Source organism: Vagococcus salmoninarum (assembly GCF_003987495.1).
In the GTDB taxonomy this organism is placed as follows: Bacteria; Bacillota; Bacilli; order Lactobacillales; family Vagococcaceae; genus Vagococcus_D; species Vagococcus_D salmoninarum.
Map to the genome: position 1 here is coordinate 20202 of NZ_NGJU01000008.1, position 16071 is coordinate 36272.

At 37.1% G+C, this 16071-nt stretch carries 13 protein-coding genes; 11 read left to right on the top strand and 2 right to left on the bottom strand.

All coding sequences use genetic code 11. The features are described 5' to 3' along the window. Positions 1-5: 5 nt before the first annotated feature. From CBF35_RS06445 to CBF35_RS06490, 10 genes are all read left to right on the top strand, one after another. A complete protein-coding gene (locus CBF35_RS06445; RefSeq protein WP_170174725.1) occupies positions 6-917 on the top strand; it encodes a serine hydrolase domain-containing protein in 912 nt (303 codons plus the stop codon). Between the two features lie 290 nt (positions 918-1207). Next, a complete protein-coding gene (locus CBF35_RS06450) occupies positions 1208-4141 on the top strand; it encodes a MucBP domain-containing protein (RefSeq protein WP_126779286.1) in 2934 nt (977 codons plus the stop codon). Between the two features lie 261 nt (positions 4142-4402). Beyond that, positions 4403-4969, top strand: coding sequence for a recombinase family protein (locus CBF35_RS06455; RefSeq protein WP_170174726.1), 567 nt, complete (start codon positions 4403-4405; stop codon positions 4967-4969). A 151-nt stretch (positions 4970-5120) separates the two neighbouring features. Next, entirely contained in the window at positions 5121-5435 is a 315-nt protein-coding gene (locus CBF35_RS06460) for a hypothetical protein (RefSeq protein WP_126779290.1), read from the top strand. Next, positions 5422-6126, top strand: a complete 705-nt coding sequence (locus tag CBF35_RS06465; protein ID WP_126779292.1) for a WxL domain-containing protein — start codon at positions 5422-5424, stop codon at positions 6124-6126. The genes CBF35_RS06460 and CBF35_RS06465 overlap by 14 nt, the downstream gene beginning before the upstream one ends. 25 nt (positions 6127-6151) lie before the next feature. Continuing rightward, entirely contained in the window at positions 6152-6937 is a 786-nt protein-coding gene (locus CBF35_RS06470; protein WP_126779294.1) for a WxL domain-containing protein, read from the top strand. A 17-nt stretch (positions 6938-6954) separates the two neighbouring features. Then, positions 6955-7782, top strand: coding sequence for a WxL domain-containing protein (locus tag CBF35_RS06475; protein ID WP_170174727.1), 828 nt, complete (start codon positions 6955-6957; stop codon positions 7780-7782). A 40-nt stretch (positions 7783-7822) separates the two neighbouring features. Then, a complete protein-coding gene (locus tag CBF35_RS06480) occupies positions 7823-8620 on the top strand; it encodes a WxL domain-containing protein (RefSeq protein ID WP_170174728.1) in 798 nt (265 codons plus the stop codon). 42 nt (positions 8621-8662) lie between these two features. Beyond that, positions 8663-9451: a WxL domain-containing protein gene (locus CBF35_RS06485; protein WP_170174729.1), complete on the top strand. Its 789-nt coding sequence runs from the start codon at positions 8663-8665 to the stop codon at positions 9449-9451. A 294-nt stretch (positions 9452-9745) separates the two neighbouring features. Beyond that, positions 9746-10843: a WxLIP family cell surface protein gene (locus CBF35_RS06490; protein WP_126779302.1), complete on the top strand. Its 1098-nt coding sequence runs from the start codon at positions 9746-9748 to the stop codon at positions 10841-10843. 182 nt (positions 10844-11025) lie between these two features. On the opposite strand, the gene CBF35_RS06495 is transcribed toward CBF35_RS06490, so the two are convergent. After that, positions 11026-12453, bottom strand: a complete 1428-nt coding sequence (locus CBF35_RS06495; protein ID WP_126779304.1) for a helix-turn-helix domain-containing protein — start codon at positions 12451-12453, stop codon at positions 11026-11028. A gap of 127 nt (positions 12454-12580) precedes the next feature. Beyond that, positions 12581-14026 carry an AcpB/EbpR/MafR family transcriptional regulator gene (locus tag CBF35_RS06500; RefSeq protein WP_126779306.1) on the bottom strand — a complete coding sequence of 482 codons (1446 nt, stop codon included), beginning with the start codon at positions 14024-14026 and terminating at the stop codon, positions 12581-12583. 298 nt (positions 14027-14324) lie between these two features. Here CBF35_RS06500 and CBF35_RS06505 point away from each other — a divergent pair, with 298 nt between their 5' ends. After that, positions 14325-16064 carry an ABC transporter ATP-binding protein gene (locus CBF35_RS06505; RefSeq protein WP_244922570.1) on the top strand — a complete coding sequence of 580 codons (1740 nt, stop codon included), beginning with the start codon at positions 14325-14327 and terminating at the stop codon, positions 16062-16064. Positions 16065-16071 lie beyond the last annotated feature (7 nt).

A 16071-nucleotide genomic window follows, 5' to 3' on the forward strand; every position in this document is an offset into this window, starting at 1 on the left:
CGTGTATGGAAAAGATTTTAGAGGCCTTTATTAAGAAAGCTCAAGCAGAACAATACGTTATAAATGGGGTTAAAATTACCGAAAAAGGTGAAACCAAGGCTTTTTATAACCGTTTTAATGACCAGGAACGCTTACATACTTTTTCAGCAAGTAAAAGTATTACTTCAATAGGGGTAGGTATCGCTATCGATGAAGGCTTGCTTCGCTTAGATGAAAAAATAGCCGATAGTTTTCAAGAGAGTATTCCAGAAGATGCTAGTCCCTATGTTTACGAGATAACGGTAGAAGACTTGTTAAAAATGACTTGTGGTTTGAAAGACCCACTGTTTTTCTTTAGTACGCCAGAGCGTTATGGGATTAAGGACTGGGTGGGGCATTTTTTTAAAGCCGAATTCGCTCATCAGCCGGGAACTAATTTTTTATACTCAAACTTTAATACATATATACTTAGCTGTTTAATTGAAAAGAAAGCCGGTGTTAATCTAGCTAGTTATTTAGAAGAACGATTTTTTGCTAAACTAGATATTTTAAGTCCTGACTGGTTTGTCTGTCCGATGGGTCATACGACTGGTGCCAATGGTTTATTTTTAACCATTGATGAGATGTCGAGAATCGGGGAAATGTTACTCAATCAAGGCAGCTATCAAGGCCACAGAATTGTTTCTGAAAGTTACATCCAAGCTGCAACTAAAAATCAATTTGTCAAAGATTGGCCTAATCAAGGCTACGGGTATCAATTTTGGCGCGGCAAAGACGGTCTGTCCTATTTAGCAGCCGGAAAATACGGTCAAATGATTCATGTCTTAGAAGAAGAAGGTCTAGTCATCGCCATTCAGGCACTATCGGAAAAAGATATTGAGAGTTTTGCTTGGGATCAGTTAATTAAACCGTTAAAAAACAAGGTGAATAATATATAAAAGACATAAAAACCGATATTATTATTAATATCGGTTTTTATGTCTTTTAACGTTCAAAAACCGCGTTCTTTTAATCGGTTTATGATCGATGGTAAATAACATCAAAAACTAGTGTCAGTTATAAAAAAACGCTGTACAGCCGTAGAATCAACTTAAATAGCTGTTGTTATTTAACGTAAAAAACAAAAAAATGTTGTTTTTGTTCAATAAACAGGTGTATAATAAATAAACGATGACTATTAAACCGTAACTTGAAATAAATATAAAAGAGAAGGGAATGGGAATCGATAATGAAAACAACAGGTAAGAAATTGAGCATTTTTATTTTGCTAAGTCTGAGTATTGTCTTGCTAAGTTTTGTGACGTTGACGCGGATACCAACTAAGTTAAATGCTAAAGATACTGAGACAAGTCAAGTAAAAGAAGCAACAAAAAGTGAGGAAGTATCTGCCACAAAAGAAGAGCTGTTAGCAACTTCAGAAACACAAGAGACAGAAAGAGAGGAGGGTGATTCTAAAAAAATTCTGAAGGGCTTAGAAGGCAAAGAATACGCCATTGCACCAAATGGTGTGAAAGTCCCACTAGATGCCAAAATCACTGATTTTGAGACGATTGAAGATTTTCCTTTTGAAGCTTTAGATGAGACCGCGAATATGATCGATGACTCCTTTACACGCATGACGATTAATTCCCCTGTCGAGTTTCCAACTAAATTGAAGGATGGCCGTAAGTATAATTTTATTTTTGGTGCCATGTCAAATTATCGAAAAGTCAGTAACACATCAACTGAAAAAGTCCCAACAGGTTCTACTCAAGCCCCTTTTCGTCGAGACCATGCTTATGCCATATTACCAGAAAAAAATATGCCGATTGAAAAAATATTAAATGTAAAATGGGCAACGGGGATTCCTACGCTGCCAACGATTGCTGGTGTCGATTCAGTCATTCCACTGTACGGAACGCAAGTTGTGATTGAGCCTTCTAAAATTACAGAGGGGGATGAGCCAATCTGGATTAGCTCAGTCTATCCGGCAGGGTTTGGAGCAGGTTCCTATCAAAGTGGTTATGCTTTTTCAGAACTACTAACCCATGTTGGTAATGTGAAACCACTTAATGGTGGTGAAATGCCACAAGTCTTGATCATGTATAAAAAAGGTTATGAGGTCTACGCTTATGGGGTTTCTTATAATTCATCAAATAAAAGTATTGATGGCTATGTCCGGGTCAAATTAGCACCAAAAGGCGTTAAAGGTCGGGTAACAATGGAAACAACTTATGTTAATGCCCTTAGTAAGTCGCGAGAAATGGCTTTAGCCTATGGTATTCACGTGGATATTAACACACTGCATGATCGGTCTAATTTGTATTCTTTAGGAAACTATCAAGGTTCTTATTTTGAACAGAAGAAAGTTTCAGATGGCTATGACTACTTGTTAAAATATCATACCGATGGCTATGATAACCAACCAGATGCCCTTTTTGGCAATGGCTTATGGGGTGAACCAATTTGGGAAAAAGCGAAATATCATGTTAATATGTATGCCAACTTCACGACGCCAGGAACAGTAGATCCAGGCTTCCAAAAAAAGTATGAAGATGACAGCCATCCGGCTGTCGCACTACGATGGAATTTGAAAGAGACACCACCGGCTCAAATCTATATGGCTCGTTTTGAACAATCAATTACGACAGCAAATGCCATGCCACCTAAAGTGACGAAAACAGCGAAAAACATCACGACCTCAAACATTGCTAATAGTAATGTTGATGATTTTCTTGAATATTCAATTACTGTAGACACGCCGACATCGATTTTTGATACGGTGTTAGAAGATGTGTTGCCAGAGGGCTTATCAAAACCAGAGTACGTTAAGGTTGATACTTATCTTAACGGGAAGCCGATGACAACGAAAGACTTAGACGTTGACGTTGTCTATACTGAAGGTACGCGTAAGCTACTAGTTGAGGCGGAAGAACTGGAACCAGAGAAAACAGTGATTCGTTACAAAGTCCAAGTCTTACCAGAAGCAAGTGACAAATTATTAACTAACCGGGTTGTTTTTAATGGTGTCGACTTTGATGATGATCCTTTAGAGGAGGTAGAAGCCACCTTCGATGTTAAAATCAAAGAAATCCCCTATGGTTTTGCGTTAATTAAATACGTCGATAAAGATAAAAAACCGCTAGCTGATGAAGTGACGTTACAAGGCAAAACAGGGACCACAATTACGCCAGAAGTTAAGGACATTGCTGGGTATATTTTAGATAAAGTGGAACCGCCAGAAACCTTAAAATATAAAGTCGGGACACAAACCATTACTTATATTTATAAAGAAGGCCGTTTCACGTTGAAACAAGAAGTATTAGATAGTTTAAATCCTTCTTTAGATGGCAAAACAGTTAAGAATAACCAAGTCTTGACTTATAGAGTAACCTTAGAAAGTCTCTTTAAACCTGAAACACCAGCAGTTGCTACTTATCAAACAGTGACTGTAACAGAAAATATTGGTGATTACTTAGAAAGTGCTGAAGAAATTACTTTCTTAACAAAAGATGGAACGGTTGCTGGCACAGGTAGCTATGACCCAGTAAAAAAAGAAGTGAAAGCGACCTTAACTAATTTAACAATTGATCGAAGTGAGAACTTAATTTTAACATTTAAGGCAACGGTTAAAAAAGATGCCTTAGCCGAGACGAAAATTATTGTCAACGGGACCGCAACAGCGAGCTATTCAAATAATATGACAGCAGCTGAAGTGCGATCAAAAGATGTTATCTCAACAGTCTTAGGGGGCCTAACATTAGTCTCTGCACCAGATGGCGTTAATTTTGGGAGTGTCAATGTCAGTGATTACCAAAAAGAAGTAGCAGTTGATAAAAATGACATGCAAACACCACTCTTAGTTCAAGACACGCGCATCAAACGGACTAACTGGGATGTGACAGCCCACATCATTAGTGACATGACTAATGGCAGTGACGTTAGGACAGGTGCTTTAAAATATTATCATAAAAAAACCCCACTGACTTTAAGCAACTTGCCTCAGCCAATCTATGACAATGATGGCAAAAATACCACTTTTGAATTTAATATCTCCGATTTATGGGGGAAAGTGGCAGAGGCAGAAGGATTGAAATTAGACATGTCAGGTGGCGAAGCACCAAGTGCCACTAATAGCTATGAGGGGACAATTCAATGGACAGTCCGAGATGTGATTGAATAAATTAATCACAGTAGTCAAATAGATAATTAAAACTAACGATAAGCTTTGGCTTGTCGTTAGTTTTTTTGCATTAAGTTACGTGAGAAATAGCATAATTAAAGAGTGATGTTTAAAAAGTTACCACACCTAGGGCATATTTCCAACTGTGCGAGTGTTCGATTAGGACTTACAATGAATTTAGTAATAGGATAGAATTGTGAACAAAGAAGTTCATTCAGAAAAAATATGATACATGAAACATCGAAGTTGAGGGAGAAGGATATGGGGAAAATAGGTTATATTCAAAAAAATCTAAACGAACAAGAACTAGCTAAAAATTTAAATACACTTATTCAATATGGGTGTGTTCAAGTTTTTATTGAAACTGAGGAAGGCCTTGAATTAATGCGACTTGTTAATCATTTAAAGATGGGGATGGAACTAGTTGTTTGTAATTTTGCTAATATTAATAAAAGAATCAATGAATTGAGCATGTTTTTAAATCAATTGACCGAAGAAGGGATTGCTGTTTATTCAATTGAAGAAAATATTAATAGTTTGGAAAGTCAGAACTTGATGTTGAGCCAAATTTTAAGCTTAGGGATAGAAATTGATTTAGCTGTGATTAGACAACAAAGAGGAGGAAGAAGTAGTCGTATTGGAAGGCGAGGAGAGCTCGGTAGACCGAGTTTAACAAGTGAAAAAATCAATGAAATTATTTTCTACCATAGTAAAAAGAAGATGAGTTATCGCGAAATTAGTGAATTAACAGGTGTCGCTTTAGGAACTGTTCATAAGTACATCAAGCAACAAGGCGATGCTGGTGATAACACTATAAACAAGGTCTGAAACAGACAATAAGAAGGTCAAAGTTCATTTTATTACCACAGCGAGGGACCTTTAAAGTATTTTAATCATTTAGGAATTACAGTAAAGTTAAATGGTAGCTGATTTCCGAACAGTACGAAAAAGGTAGTAATTATGAATGAGGAGGGTGTGGATGAAAGTTATCAAAAAGCTAATGGTCGCTCAAGTAATTGTTTTAGTATTACTTGTTGGTTTGGCGACAGTCAGTCACGCTGTTGAGACCGATGTTGATGTTGGCGTTGAGTTTACTGAAATCACTGGAAATTCAAAGCCAATCAAACCGCCAAGAAAAGCAGCCCATGAACCAATAAAAAAAGTCATTAGGTTGCCACAAACTAGCACTAATAATGATCGAAAGTGGATAATCTTAGGTGTGCTTACTTCAATCAGCGTGATGTCATTGTTGTGTGTTCGGAAAAATGAGGTGTTGAACAATGAAATTAAATGAAAGCGCAGTGGTATGTATCATCCTAGCTAGTTGTTTGTTTTCAGGAACCACTTATTTAGCAGCTGGGAACGACTTGACTTCTGAGGCAGACGTGACATTCAAGGCTAATACTAAGCCGATTAGGCCAGTGGATCCGGGAGAAGGTGAGGAAATTGAGGCGAATCGCCCACCGACAGAAGGTCCATTAAGTATTAATTATGCGTCAAATTTGGAATTTGGCAAGCAAAAGAAAGCTTTAGGGGAGCAAGTTTTTTATGCCCAAAATGATCAAATTACTGTAGCTAGCACAAAGGAGCTAAAAACAGTACCGAACTTTGTTCAAATAACTGATTTAAGAGGAACCGCAAGTGGTTGGCGTTTGAGTGTTAAACAGAATGGACCACTCAAGAAACAAAATGGTGCCAAGTTAACAGGTAGTTCTATAGTTATTTCAGCTGGGAATGTGGAATCCATGTACGGCTTTCCTGACAAGCCAACTGGTTTAAAGAAAAATCAATTGTTGTTAGAAGATGGTCAAAGCCATGAAATTCTAAATGCTGAACCTGGTACTGGTGTGAGCACTTGGAATATCTATCTCGGTAAAAGTGGCGACTTGAGTAGTGGTATTCGCTTGATTGTGCCAGATGAAGGTGTGCCAGAAGTTGGCCGCTATCAGACAAGCTTAACCTGGGTCTTAACAGACGCATTATAAAAATATCAAAGAGGGAGTTAGACAGATGAAAAAGACATTAGCAAAAGTAACATTAATCTCATCATTACTATTAGGAGGGCTATTAGCTAGTAGTGTTGCCCTAGCAGCTGAGCCTTTATCACAAAAGGTTACAACTAGAGGGGACGTCCAGTTTAAAGCAGCGAATGATCTTAAACCAGTCGATCCAGTTGATCCGGAAGATGAAAAACCAGAACCAATTGATCCAACTGATCCAACAAAACCACCTGTTGTTTATCCTGGCGGGCCATTACGTTTAAATCATGTCCCACAACTGTCATTTGGTATAAATGAAATTGATGCCAAAGGCCAAGTTATTTCAGCTCTTTTAGAAACGGTCATTGATTCTGAAAGTAAAGTCGAAACACCACGAGCAAGTTTTGTAGAAGTTGCGGATGAAACAGGCTCGTTGCGTGGTTGGGAAGTAACAGTTCAAAGTGACGGTATTTTTAAATCAGCAAAAGGTAACATTGAAGGGGCAATAACATTTAATGGGGCAGCCTTACGTGGGTTAAACGGAATGGAAACTAAACCTGAGGCGGCACCAACAGCAACGTCCTCATTCTCAATCGGTAAAGACCACCTAGGTGTCGCTTCCGTTATGAAAGCTGACACTAACAAGGGTTACAATAAATGGCAAGTTCATTACGGTCATTCAGATCAAGCAGTGGTCGATCAAGACAAAGTTAAACGTAATAATCAGGTGACATTAACTGTGCCAGAAGGTCAGTTAGTTTTAGCCGATGTTGAATATGTGGCAGCCATTCAATGGTCACTAGTTCAAGGTCTATAAAAAAGAGGAGGATTATGATGAAAGTATCTAAATTAATCGGTTTGTCAGTCTGTGGTTTAATTTTACTAGGAGTAGCTAGTACAGCCATGGCAGCAGAGGGAGGCAGTGCTATGACTGATGGCACAATTGACTTTGAAGTCGAAACAGATCCAGCCGGGGAAATTATTAAACCAGAAACAGAGGAGCCAATCGAAACAGAAGAAGGCAGTTCAACGACTGGTAATTTACGGATTCAGTTTGTGCCAGATTTCAACTTTGGGCATCAAAAAATTAAAACGGGTGAGGAAACATATGCCCCAACTTATATGAAATATCGGTATAAAAATCAACCCGTCGGTAAAGACGGGGAGTACTACATGCCTCACTTCTTACAAGTCAGCGATACGCGAGGCACAAATGAAGGCTTTACATTAACTGTTAAAGGAACAACATTTAAACGTAAAACTGGGGACGAATTACCTTTTGCGACGATTGCCTTAACAGATGGTCGCCTATCTAATAACGTCTTTTCAGAAGCTGAAATTAAAAATCGGGTCGATACGTTTAAAGGGGTCAGTAATGTTGGAACTGGAAAATTAGTTATTCCAACGGGGATGGCAGATGCACTACCGGTGATGATGACTAAAAGTAATGAAAAAGTCCACTCGACAAATGGAACTCAAACATCATTAATACTTAGTTCAACTTACGATAAAGATAACTTAGATTATCTAGCAACAGCTAAAAATGAAGAGGTAGTCTTTACAAAAACGAATAAAGACATCCCGACGATCACCCCAGTTGCGCCAGCTGAGTTAGATCCTTATGAGTCTAAAATCACTTGGACACTAACAACGGGAATTTAAGCAGATAATCCCAAAAACACATATGAAAGTAGGAATAAAAATGAAAAAAGTTATTTTAACAACAGCGCTATTAGGTCTTTTCAGCTCAAGTTTATTAGGAGGCGTGACGGCTTTTGCAGCCGACCCAGCCCCATTACCAACAGCTGGTGAAATTAAATTTACGACAGACGAAGATGAAGAAGGGGAAGTTATTAAACCTAATCCCGACGAAGAAGAGGAAGAGGATCAAGAAATCATTACGCCAGAAGATGGTGGAACAACAAGAGGTCCCCTACGGATTCAATTCGTGCCAGATTTTAAATTTGGTGTTAAAAAAGGCATTAGTTCTGCCAAGATGGTTGAAGATGTCTTAGTGATTCCTTACAAAGACAAAGCTAACCAACCGACTGGCAAAGCCATCCCAACGTTTGTCCAAGTGACAGATAACCGTGGTCTTGCAACAGCTGATTTTACCGATTGGACACTATCAGTCTATGCTAGCGAATTTAAAACAGCTGATCACGAGTTAACAGGCTCACATGTGAAACTAAACGAGAGTACGTTAACAACGACTTTAGGGGATACCGATGTTGCTGGGAATTTAGTCAATGGTAATGCTTTAGGAGAAGTAATTCCGACAACGCCTGCTAAGCCTTTAACAGTTTTAGCCTCAAAAGGTGTCAATACAAATGGACACCAAGTATCGAATGTTTTCCACGCAAATTATAAAAAAGAAACAACTTATGCACCAGAAACACGTAGTCATGGGGCTGAGTTTGTCAAACCGGCGGGAATTGCGCCACAAAAAGATGTGTTATACACAGCAACAATGACATGGACATTAACATCAGGTTTATAACAGTTAACTTAAAAAAATGAAATGAAAAGAGGACAAGAAAAAATGAAAAAAACAACAATTAGCGTAAGTTTAGTTTTAAGTGGGTTATTATTATCAGTCGGAGCATTAAATGCTCAAGCGGCTGCAGTTGGGGAAAATGCCTCAACAACGGGTCGCGTTGATTTCGAAGTCGCCGGGCCTGGAAGTATTGGTAACGTCATTAAACCAGATACCGAAGAGGAACAAATTGTTGTTCCTGGTGGGGATTTCACGACAGGACCATTACGTTTAACCCATGTGCCAGATTTTGATTTTACAACAATGGAAATTGCCTCAGAAACAGTTTTTGGTAAAGCCGCATTTGAAACATACACAAGCAAAACAGTGACTGAGGCAGAAAATATCGCTCACTTTGCTCAAGTTGAAGACGTTCGTGGTGGGACAGCAGATGGTTGGACACTACATGTTTCCGCAACACCCTTTAAAACAAGTTCAGCTGATGGGGACTTAGTGCTAGATAAATCAGCAATTGTTTTAACTGAAGGGCAAATTTTCAATACACGTCATACAGGTACTAATTTAACAAGTCGTGTCGATGGTTTTTCAGCCGATACGTTAATTACAAATGATAACCAAGATGTGCAAATTTTAAAAACGATAAGTGGTCAAAGTACAAATAGTACGAAGACATCATTAGTCTTTAATAACGCCTATTCTCAATCTGATCTTGTCGGTGGCGCAACTGACGGTTATAACTCAGGGGTTCAACTAAAAGCAGTTGGTTCTGATGAAAAAGTAAAAGACAAAGAATACACAGCAACCTTAACATGGACCTTGGCAGCCGCTTTGTAATTTTAAAATAGACTGATTATTCGGGTAGGTAACGGACTACCCGAATAATTTATAGTGATTTTTTTAGTGTGTCTTAAACTAATAAGAGACAGGTCTTTATGAGACGAACAACAAGGTCAGGTGTTGTCGGTTGATAAAGGACTTAGTAAATAGTTCGGTTTTATTACCGCAGTTATGGGAGAAAACTAAAGCTAAATTATCAAAATTGACTTTATAATTAAAGAGTAAGGGAAGTTATTAAGTACAAGCCAGGCAACCTTAGAAAGTACCTAAAAATTAAAAGGAAGTGTTCATTTGAAAAAGAAAAATAGCTTAAAATTAATGATCGTCGGATTACTAACAGTCTTTGGGGGACTAGGTGTAGGGGAAGTTGCAAATGCTGAAGCATCACCGATTTCTGTTAATCCGATTTTACCGGAAAATCAGTTCAATAAAGAAGTTTCTTATTATCATTTAATGATGGAGCCAGGGGAAAAACAAGAAATTGAGTTACAAATTTTTAATTCATCAGATGAAGAAAGGGTGGCCTTAGTGACACTGACGGCTGCGACAACGAATGACAATGGTTTAATTGACTATAACTTACCGGATAAAAAAGTTGATAAAAGCTTATTATATGGGTTTCCAACAATTGCCAGTACGCCAAAAGAAGTCAAAGTACCAGCTAATAAAGACGTTAAAACAAAGATTAGTATAAAAATGCCAGCAGAAAGTTACGATGGCATGATTTTAGGTGGCATCAATGTTAAAGCAAAGAAAAAAGTAGCGAAAGATCAAGACAAACAAAGCTCAGGAATGAAAATTGAGAATGAGATGAACTACGCGATAGGTGTGGTTTTAGTCGAAAATGAAGCACCAGTTAAGACAAACATGGAACTGTTAAAAGTTTCTGCTAGTCAAATTATGGGAAATAATACGACGAAAGCAACATTACAAAATCCAACCTCAGTTGTAATGGAAAATGTTACGATTGAAGCCAAAATTTACAAAGCAGACAATGAAACCGTCTTATATGAAACGAAGAAAGAAAATTATCGGATGGCGCCGAATTCATCCTTTGATTTTGGAATCCCAATCGGTAACGAACGCTATAAAGCAGGTGACTACCGTTTGAAATTAGTCGCTACATCAGATCCGAAGTCTGCCAAAGATGGTGAGAAGCAAACTTGGGAGTTTGATGAGAAATTTACGATTAAACGAGCAGAAGCAGATAAACTAAACGAATCAGCTGTCGATTTACCGACAGATTACACGTTGTACTACATTGGTGGAGCAGTTATTGCTTTGTTAGTTATCGGGGGAATCATCTTACTTATTAGCTTACGCCGTAAAAAGCAAGCGCAAATCGCAGCAGAAAAGCAAGCAAGGCGTCGTAAGAAAGTTCGTAAATAACTGAAGGTGCATTAGTCAAAGGCACCAAGTGACTAGAATGTTAAACTGAGGCAAGGTTAACGTTGAAGGTGACATTTTGAAACAGATACGCCTCCCTTTTAGTTGCAGAAAATAAACAGGAGAAATTAAAAAAACGGGGGAACTAGCGCTGCTAGCTCCCTCGTTTTTTGTTTTTTATGGCACTAAGAGTAAGTTAAATATTGATCTAATTTAAAAAGAGTATATAAAGTTTGCAGTTTCTCGCTATATTCGTTATTCGGTAAGTTACCAAGATGAATAATAGGAACGGAAGCTGTTCGAGGATTTTTCAAATTAGTAATTAAAACGTCGAAATCGAGACGCTGGGGCTGGTCTACAAGCTCTTTAATGACAATCCGGTGATCTTTATGGTAATTGAAAAACTGCTGGATTAATGTGTAATGCTGCTGACTAGCGACAACATCAAAACCAACGACCATTGTTAAATCAATCTCATTTAAGACCTCCTTTAGTGCTACCCACTCTGAGCTGAGAATGGCAGAAAGTTCTGGAATGACAAAGAGTTCGTAGAGGGCTCTTAATTGAAAAGGAGTCTCAGAAGTTAAGTGACATTCTAATTCATAGTGTAAAATTTGCATTAAGAACTCATGTTGTTCATAGTTTAAGCTTAACTTAGTTTTTGGCAAGGGTTGAGGTTGAAGTAACGCAGTCAACTCCTGGGCATTCAGGACCGGGAGCTTAAATTTTTCCGAAATGTTGGTCATTAGTTTTCGAACAGTTCGCCGTAAACGAGCGGACTCCCTCTGTGTTGGAAACAAGTATGACATCCGCAAGTAGCTAACTGTAGCAGGCTCAAAGAGGGCAAAGTTAACAACAGCATTTAAGACAGTGTTGTCTATCGAAAAAGAGAAGACACTGAAGAAATTGTCACGAAAATGTTTATCTTCTAAAAACTGGTACTCTTGAAACTGGTAACTTGAGTTTTTCGGTAAGGGGTGTTGATTAAATTCACGATAAAAGCGGATGTATAAAACTAAATTCAAGACAGGGCGATTATCGTGGAAAGCCGCTTTTAACTGGCTGTTTTCGACGAAGAGACGATCAATCAGTTCTTCTAAGATATCAAACTCTAAGCGATAATCTAGGGATTTTTTAAAGTAACTTTCGAAGGAACGAACGAGTAGTAGGCTTGAAATTGTTAGTTCATCTCCAGTTAATTGAAAAGGCCGATTTTGAATAGCGACATTACTGTTTTTATCAAAAAAAGCGTTAAACTGATTAATAGCACCACGAATACTATTAGCGGTAACATAAAGAATATCTTCGATATCCGCAGAGCGTAAGTTAGAACTTTTTAATAACAAAGCGACGATTTGAGCAATAAGAGCATCATTAATGACGTCATCTGCTGGGTTTTTCCCCTCTTTGATTAGTCGATAACCTAAGGCGTTTGAGGTCTCAATTTTGATATCAGAATAATGAGATGTCAGGGTATTTAAATCATTGCGGACTGTTTTTTCAGAACAAGCTAATTCACTTGCTAAATCACCTAAAGATATCCAATCAGAAGAGACTAAAATTTCAATAATTTGAATAAGGCGGTGGTCTTTAGTAGATAAGATTTCACGCATTTTGGACCTCTTTCTTTGATATATTTTAATTAAGTATAAGCCAGTGTTTGATAAACATCAATTTACAAGTACTTAATAAATAATTAAAATAAAAAACTGAGAAATCAAAGTTCTCAGTCGGAAATTGTTAATTGTTAGTAAAACGTTCTAGATACGATTTTTGTTGGTGTCTGTGATAAAGCTCAGTAATCCGCTGATATAAGTAGTCATTAGGCAAACCAGCAATATTTAAAACGGGAGTCTGAGTAAGTGGGTAATCAAAATTATTAGTAATTAACAAATCATGAGACTCGTTGTCTGTATAGTTGTCTAAAAAGTAAAAAGTGACTTGATTTGTAAAATGAAAAATCAAATAGTTTTCAAATAAAGCTTTGGTTTCCCGGTCGGCTACGAGTAAAATGGCAACGTGCATTTTTTTGTTAATAAAAGTGATTCGTTCCAATAAATCTGGCCAAGCAACTTGTAAGTGATAAGCTAGTTGAATTAATAAGCGATTATTGAAAAAAGTCTGATACTTATACTCCAGTGTTTCAGAAAGAATTGAATTGTGTTCATATTTTAATATTCTTAAGAGGGTGTGGTGAATCTCGTAATTAAAAGGAAAATTAGTAAACTGCTTAAAACTAGGCTGGATAATTTGGTTAAAATCAGTTTGTTCATCAAATGGCAGCATAAGTTTGTCAGCTAATTGGAGAATCATCGGATGTAATGTTTGGTTAATTTCCAGATACTCGTGAGTATGGTTAAATGAAAAAATTAATTGTAAATAGTCGATAGCAGTGTCTTCTTCTAAGAGAAAATTGCTAATATTATTTAATAACTCATTCGTTAAATCGTGATGGAAAAGTTGATAAAATCGCTTTAGGATGACTTTGTCAGTAATTAAGCTGTAGTCAATTGAGGCCGCGCACTGATTCTTAGGATGAGAATGACCATTTATTTCACGGTAAAAACGAATGTACAAAAGAATATTCAGAGAATGAAGATCTCCAGAAAAATGATCTTTTAATTCGGGATTGTCCGTAAAAAGTGTCGGAATAATCTCTTTCAAAAAAGTAAAAATTTCGTCTTCCAACATTCCTCGGCTAAAGTAACTTTGTTGTAAGCGAATGAAGAAAAGAGAAGTGATTTTTCGCTCATCGCCTTCAATTCGAAAAGGCCGACTTTCAATCGAGACGTGGTCTTTTGCTAATTTGTGATTAAAGTCTTTGACGACATTCCGAATACTATTAGCACTGACAAAAAGTAATGATTCTAACTCTGTTAATTTAAAATGAGAGCTTTCAAGTAACAAGCGGAGTAATTGAAAGACGAGGGTATTATTGATAATTTGGTCCACGGTGTTTTCAATTGGAAAAGCGTTAGAACGAACCAGATGATAACCTAGTTGTGGCGAAGATTCAATCACAATTTCTTCAAATTCTGTTGAAATTAAGCCTAAGTCATTGCGGATGGTTTTTTCTGAACAATTTAAATAATTGGTTAGTGTTGTCAATGATACCCATTCACTACTCATTAATATTTCTAATACAAGGACGGTACGTAAATCTCTTTCTGAGAGTAAACTTCTCATAACCCCACACCTTTCTTTGTGAAATAACTACCTTCTAATCATAGTATAGAAACTAGTAATTAAGGGTCGTATAATTTACCACTCCCAAGGAAGTTTTCTGAGTTTGGAATAACTTTAAAGATGGAGAAGATACTTAATAGGGTAAAAATCCTTTAGTTATGATTTGAATGGGATTTAACCTGATAATAACGGCTATGGTGAATTAAAAATAGGGGGAAATTAATCAAAAATATTGCAATGGTGATAAAGCAGAGTATAGTATTATATAACAGAGATTTATTATACAGGAGGGGTTGTTATGAAGAGTCAAAGTTCAATTTGGGAAATGCTACAATTTGTCTTTAAACGAGTGTTAACCCAGTGGCAATATATCCTTATAAGTGTTATTGCGTTAATTTCAATTGCTTTCTTTGAATTCAGTCTGCCGCAAATCACCCAGAAAATAATTGATGAAGTTATTCCTCAGCAGTCCGTTAGTCAGCTAATTAATAGTATTTTACTTTTGCTATTATTTGCTAGTTGTTTAAGTTTATTGAGTTACTTTTCCACTTATTTAATGAGTAAGATTAGTCAAACAGCGATCGTTAATTTACGTGAAGAACTGTATCGCCATGTGTTAAAACAAGACTTTCAATTTTTTGAAACTCAAAAAACTGGCGATTTAATGACACGCTTCACAGGTGACATTAAAACCATTCAAGACTTAATTTCTCCAAATACTTTAGGCTTATTAAGTAACATCCTGACCTTTGTTTTTGTTTTAGGCTTTATGTTGATGAAAGACTGGCGTTTAACCTTATTAATTACGTTAACCTTTCCAATCCTTTATCTATTAAATTATTTTTTTAGTCGGCGCATTAAAACGGCCTACCGAAATGTTCGGCAATCAACGGCTAAATTAAATAATCATCTCCAAAATAGTTTGACTTCGGTGTTGTTGATTAAAAATTTTGGTACGGAAGAATTTGAAGGGCTGCGTTTTTCTAATATTAATGAAGAAAATAAACAAAATCAATTAACGGCTACTCGTTATCAAGCATTGTTTTCTCCTTCGATTGACTTAGTTAACTATGTTGGCATGGCGATTGTACTAGGCTATGGGACATTACAAGTCTTTAAAGGGGAATTGACCATCGGAAATATTGTGACTTATTTAGCTTATTTGAAATTACTCCAAAGTCCAATTCGTTCTTTTACTCAGATGATCAGTCGTTTCCAACAGTCCTTAGTCTCTTATGAACGAATCAAGGAAATTTATGATGTCTCACCACTTATTGTTGATAGTCCTACGGCCATTACTTGGTCTGGTGAGCTGTCAGAAATTAGTTTTAAGCACGTTAATTTTAGTTATCAAACTGGTCGGAAGATTTTAGATGATGTCAGTTTTACATTACCGCGAGGAAAAGTCACAGCCTTAGTCGGTTCATCAGGCTCAGGGAAAACGACGACGACCCGTTTACTAACGAGATTATATGATGCAACGGCTGGGGAAATTATGATTAATCAACAATCGATTAAAGAAGTTACCTTGCATTCTTTAAGAACTCATATCGGTGTCGTTTCTCAAGACATTGAATTAATCGATGGGACGATTTTAGAAAATGTTTTATACGGAAGCCCCCACGCCACTAGTCAAGAACTTGCCCAAGCGATTAAAGATGCCAAGTTAGCAGATTTTATTGAAGAGCTTGAAGAGGGGCTAGAGACCCAAGTCGGGGAACGAGGCATAAAATTGTCTGGAGGACAAAAACAACGGATTGCGATTGCCAGAGTTTTTCTTAAAAATGCCCCTGTCTTAATTTTAGATGAAGCCACAGCTTCCCTTGATAATGAGTCAGAAAGACATATTCAAAGTTCCTTAGATAACTTACTAGACCAAAAGACCTCACTAGTGATTGCCCACCGCTTATCAACGGTCCACAATGCGGATAATATTTTAGTGATGGCTAAAGGGAAAATTGTTGAGAGTGGTAATCATCAAGAATTAATGGCTCAAAATGGTCGCTATAAAAAACTGTATAATGCCCAGTTTAGCTAAAAAGAAA

What these genes read in the sequence shown, in the direction of transcription:
- CBF35_RS06445 (WP_170174725.1), top strand. Translation starts at nt 6, where the DNA reads ATGGAAAAGATTTTAGAGGCCTTTATTAAGAAAGCTCAAGCAGAACAA.
- CBF35_RS06450 (WP_126779286.1), top strand. Translation starts at nt 1,208, where the DNA reads ATGAAAACAACAGGTAAGAAATTGAGCATTTTTATTTTGCTAAGTCTG.
- CBF35_RS06455 (WP_170174726.1), top strand. Translation starts at nt 4,403, where the DNA reads ATGGGGAAAATAGGTTATATTCAAAAAAATCTAAACGAACAAGAACTA.
- CBF35_RS06460 (WP_126779290.1), top strand. Translation starts at nt 5,121, where the DNA reads ATGAAAGTTATCAAAAAGCTAATGGTCGCTCAAGTAATTGTTTTAGTA.
- CBF35_RS06465 (WP_126779292.1), top strand. Translation starts at nt 5,422, where the DNA reads ATGAAATTAAATGAAAGCGCAGTGGTATGTATCATCCTAGCTAGTTGT.
- CBF35_RS06470 (WP_126779294.1), top strand. Translation starts at nt 6,152, where the DNA reads ATGAAAAAGACATTAGCAAAAGTAACATTAATCTCATCATTACTATTA.
- CBF35_RS06475 (WP_170174727.1), top strand. Translation starts at nt 6,955, where the DNA reads ATGAAAGTATCTAAATTAATCGGTTTGTCAGTCTGTGGTTTAATTTTA.
- CBF35_RS06480 (WP_170174728.1), top strand. Translation starts at nt 7,823, where the DNA reads ATGAAAAAAGTTATTTTAACAACAGCGCTATTAGGTCTTTTCAGCTCA.
- CBF35_RS06485 (WP_170174729.1), top strand. Translation starts at nt 8,663, where the DNA reads ATGAAAAAAACAACAATTAGCGTAAGTTTAGTTTTAAGTGGGTTATTA.
- CBF35_RS06495 (WP_126779304.1), bottom strand. Translation starts at nt 12,453, where the DNA reads ATGCGTGAAATCTTATCTACTAAAGACCACCGCCTTATTCAAATTATT.
- CBF35_RS06500 (WP_126779306.1), bottom strand. Translation starts at nt 14,026, where the DNA reads ATGAGAAGTTTACTCTCAGAAAGAGATTTACGTACCGTCCTTGTATTA.
- CBF35_RS06505 (WP_244922570.1), top strand. Translation starts at nt 14,325, where the DNA reads ATGAAGAGTCAAAGTTCAATTTGGGAAATGCTACAATTTGTCTTTAAA.